Source organism: Lacticaseibacillus pantheris DSM 15945 = JCM 12539 = NBRC 106106 (genome assembly GCF_001591865.1).
GTDB lineage: Bacteria > Bacillota > Bacilli > Lactobacillales > Lactobacillaceae > Lacticaseibacillus > Lacticaseibacillus pantheris.
On sequence record NZ_BCVS01000152.1, the window covers coordinates 1 to 4,144 of the forward strand.

Here is a 4,144-nt window from a genome sequence, read left to right on the forward strand (position 1 = left end):
CAACCCCTAACACCACCCGCGGGTTCTCACCGTTACTGGGGCCTATGCGTCCCGCTCACCCTGGCGGACAATTTTCGTGGGCTCCCGCCAAACTAGGTGGCCCACCAAACTAACGATGAGGAAAACCGCGGCCACCGCGCAGACACCATTCCAGCCGAATCGGCCCCACGCCCAGGTGGCAAAGAAGGTGCCAAGTGCGCCGCCCATAAAGTAACTAAACATAAACACGGAGTTGTTCCGGCTACCAGACGTGCGGCTCAAAGATTGCACGATGGCCTGATTCGATACCTGACCAAACTGCGTCCCTAGATCAAGCAACACAATACCGACGATGAGTCCCATCACCCAGTGACCCAATGCCCAAAACGCCACAAAGGCCAGCACGGAAAAGGTGATGCCCATCCCCACCGTCCGCCGCGGCGACGTCCGGTCAACCAAGCGACCAATGTACGGCGCAAAGAGCACCCCGGTAATTCCCAGTAGCCCCATCAAGCCGGCCACGGTGCTACCCAAGCCAAACTGGTCCGCCAGGTAAAACGCAAGCGTCGACCACAACACGTTAGAGACCCCAAACAACGTAAAGCCATTGATGGCCGATCCCTGTAGGTGAGGTTGTGTACGCAGCAGGTGTGGCAGCGACCGTAACACTTGCCCGTAGTTTAGTTTTTGGTGTCCGCGCGGATCCTGCGGCAGGTACCAGTGCAAGACCAGCAACAATACGGCCACAGCAATGGCTGCCACTAAGTACACACTTTGCCACGGCCAGAATCCGGCAAGCAACCCGCTAACCGACCGCGACAGTAAAATACCCGTCAGCAGCCCACTCATTACGCTACCCAGTACCTGGCCTCCGTGCAACCCGTCAGCTAAGTACGCTGAGAACGGGATGATTATTTGTGGAGCGACGGAGGTGATACCCACCAGGAGCGAGGCCGCCCCAAACCAAACGATGTTACGTGCCGAATATGCGGCGAGTAACGCAATCACCGCCAGAACCAGCATCACCTGAATGAGATGATTACGGTCAAAAATATCGCCTAGTGGCACTAATAGCAGCAAGCCAAACGCATACCCCAACTGGGTCAGCATGGCGACAACACCCACAGTTCCGCGCGACACTCCGTAACTATGCGCGATCAGAGCTTCCAGTGGTTGAATATAGTTCAAGTTGGCCACAACAATGCCTGTCGCGACTGCCAACAGTAGCACTTGGCCCTTAGTTAATCCTGTTTTCTTTATCAATTTAGTTTTTTCCTTCCCCAATACTAGTCAACAACAGCGTCATGTTGAGGAATGGGCTCTCAATGCGCACAACGCGCCAATGAGTTAGGGCATCTTGTAACATCTAAACAACTTCCTTTGAAAATTTTGCCATGTGTTTTTGCCAAACATCATGTTTTGCCCCATTACGAATGACGCAAATTTGGACCTCAACAGTGCTTTTTTACCAGCCACAACTCATGGCAACCTAAAAACCATCATAACACGGTCCCGACTGACCATGACAGAGCGACCAACCGCCTAATTCTGGTCCAAGCGCAAAAAAAGCCGAACATCAACGATTGATGTTCGGCCCAACGTTATTTTGCTGCCGTTTACTGGACTCGGACCAGCGACCTACGCTTTACTAGAGCGTTGCTCTACCAACTGAGCTAAAACGGCAAAACGTATTCGTGCTCTCAAGCACAAGAAATATATTACCATACGATTCCGTGCCTGTGTACCTCTTTTTGCAATTTTCTCACTAAAAAACGGTTTTTGTTTATCATCAGGCAAAGAATTTGGCCCCTAAACGGTTTCAATAACGTGGCCGGACGCTACTGCTGACCGTAAATGGACTTCAACCCGTTCAGATCATCAGTGGACAACGTCGTCACACCCTGGTCGATGGGATACATGACCGAAGCTTTGCTCTGCGTGTTGTGGTCCAACCCCAGCGCGTGACCCAATTCATGCAGCGCGACCGGGAGCGCAATGGCGTCTTGATAGTTAACGTTGAGCCGCGCGGTCCCCCGGTTCACAATGGCCGTCACGTCCCCCGTGCTCGTAATACGCTTAACGATTTCCGGACCACCTTTGCCTAATTCCAGAGTGCCGTCCGCATCCGCACCCATTTGCTTACGGTAGGTGCCAAAGGTGATGCGATTCTGCACCTGGGTGCCCGTCCCCGGCCTAATTGAAACGATATGCGTGGCGTTGTACACCGCCACCGCCTGCTTAAAGACAGCCTGCACCGACGCCGGCGTGCCGTTGGTAAAGTGGTAATAGTAAGTATTGGCCAGCTGCACGCCCTGAACGATTGACTCAGTCGGCGTTTGGGTCGCGCTACTTGAGGCCGAACTGCTGCTGGCGGCGCCCCCACTGCCAGTCGTAGCATCCGTCGAGGAGCCGCTGTTACTATAGCTGTCAGTATTCACGCTCAGGTCACTAGTAGCGTTTTTCTTGATACGGTGGGCCAGGCCTTCCAAAGGCGGCAGGTCAACCAGCCAGTCGTGGACGTCATCCAGGTACCCTTTGACCCGGGTCACCATTGCTGCACGCGAAATGTTCACGCGGGGGTCCAACTTCACCCAGACACCGGCCGCTAATGCCGCCACCGGCACAACCAACATTACTACCCATGATTTCCACTTCATTAGTGCGCCCCCCTTCCGTCTTTGCATTGACCCACCACACCATCCTAGTTTATGGTGATGGGGATGCCCAATTGAGTAAACCAAATTTTACCACTATTACGCTGGAATCAAAGTTCTTTGCCCATCCCTAAGACAAATATAATGCTTAGAAAGGATTACCTAAAATGCAGCAACCATTAGCATTCCGCATGCGCCCGCGTAACCTCGACGAAGTGGTGGGCCAACAACACCTCGTCGGCCCAGACCAGATCATTCGCCGCATGGTCCAGGCCCACCGACTAACCTCAATGATTTTGTACGGGCCACCTGGTACCGGCAAGACCAGCATTGCTAGCGCGATTGCTGGTGCCACCAAGTACTCATTGCGGATGCTCAACGCCGCTACTGATACCAAGAAGGACCTCCAAATCGTCGCCGAGGAAGCCAAGATTAGCGGGACGGTCATTCTACTCCTGGACGAAATCCACCGGTTAGATAAAACCAAGCAGGATTTCCTCTTACCCCACCTTGAATCCGGGCGCATCATCCTGGTCGGCGCTACCACCGAAAATCCATACATGAGCATTTTGCCGGCCATTCGTAGTCGGGCACAAATCTTTCAAGTTTACCCGCTAACTCCCGACGATATTTCCACGGCCGTGGATCGCGCACTCGCAGACCCGGAACGCGGTTTGGGCGAATATCCGGTTGACCTGACGCAGTCTGGCCGCGATTACCTAGTCTCCGCCACTAACGGCGACTTGCGTAGCGCCCTGAATGCTCTGGAGCTCGCTACCCTATCCACACCCGCAGTTGATGGGCAAATCACCCTCGACGACCGCGTGATGCACCAATCGCTCCAACAACGGGCGCTGGACGGGGATGCCAATGGGGACGCGCATTACGACCTCATCTCCGCCTTTCAGAAGTCCATCCGTGGCAGCGATGTGGACGCGGCTTTGCATTACCTCGCCCGGCTGATTGTCATCGGCGACCTTCCCAGCATCATGCGCCGTCTCCTCGTGATTGCGTATGAAGACATCGGCCTTGCCAACCCGCAGACCGCCAACCGCACCCTGAACGCCATTGACGCGGCGCAACGGCTCGGCCTACCCGAGGCCCGCATCCCGCTCGCCAACGCGGTCATCGATCTTTGCCTCGCGCCGAAGAGCAATACGGCAATCAGTGCGATTGATGCCGCGATTGCGGACATCCGCAAGGGCAAAGCCGGCGCGATTCCTGACGACCTCAGGGACGCCCACTACAAAAGCGCGCAGGCACTCGGCCACGGGGTCAATTACAAGCTACCGCACGACTATCCAGGTGGCTGGGTGCGGCAACAATACCTACCGCAGAAACTCCGTGGTACGCATTACTACACACCAAAACAGACTGGCAAGTACGAACAGGCGCTGTCCCAACGTCTGGAGCAATTGCGCCGGCTGCAAAATGGCCGCTAATGTCCAACTACGCCGCACATACAAAGAGCCCCACTACCGTCAAAGTAGTGGGGCTCTCGTTGTTACCTT

At 54.9% G+C, this 4,144-nt stretch carries 3 protein-coding genes and 1 tRNA gene; 1 reads left to right on the plus strand and 3 read right to left on the minus strand.

The genetic code is table 11. The features are described from left to right. Window positions 1–42: 42 nt before the first annotated feature. The 3 genes from LPA02S_RS10925 to LPA02S_RS10935 form a co-directional block, all read right to left on the minus strand. On the minus strand, window positions 43–1,239 hold the full coding sequence (locus LPA02S_RS10925) for an MFS transporter (RefSeq protein ID WP_420835961.1): 1,197 nt from the start codon (window positions 1,237–1,239) through the stop codon (window positions 43–45). Between the two features lie 350 nt (window positions 1,240–1,589). Then, window positions 1,590–1,662 (minus strand) — tRNA-Thr (locus LPA02S_RS10930). A 155-nt stretch (window positions 1,663–1,817) separates the two neighbouring features. Next, window positions 1,818–2,636, minus strand: coding sequence for a matrixin family metalloprotease (locus LPA02S_RS10935; RefSeq protein WP_162204127.1), 819 nt, complete (start codon window positions 2,634–2,636; stop codon window positions 1,818–1,820). A gap of 164 nt (window positions 2,637–2,800) precedes the next feature. Here LPA02S_RS10935 and LPA02S_RS10940 point away from each other — a divergent pair, with 164 nt between their 5' ends. Continuing rightward, the gene (locus LPA02S_RS10940) at window positions 2,801–4,075 is read left to right on the plus strand and encodes a replication-associated recombination protein A (protein ID WP_056956457.1); all 1,275 of its coding nucleotides are present in this window, start codon (window positions 2,801–2,803) and stop codon (window positions 4,073–4,075) included. Window positions 4,076–4,144 lie beyond the last annotated feature (69 nt).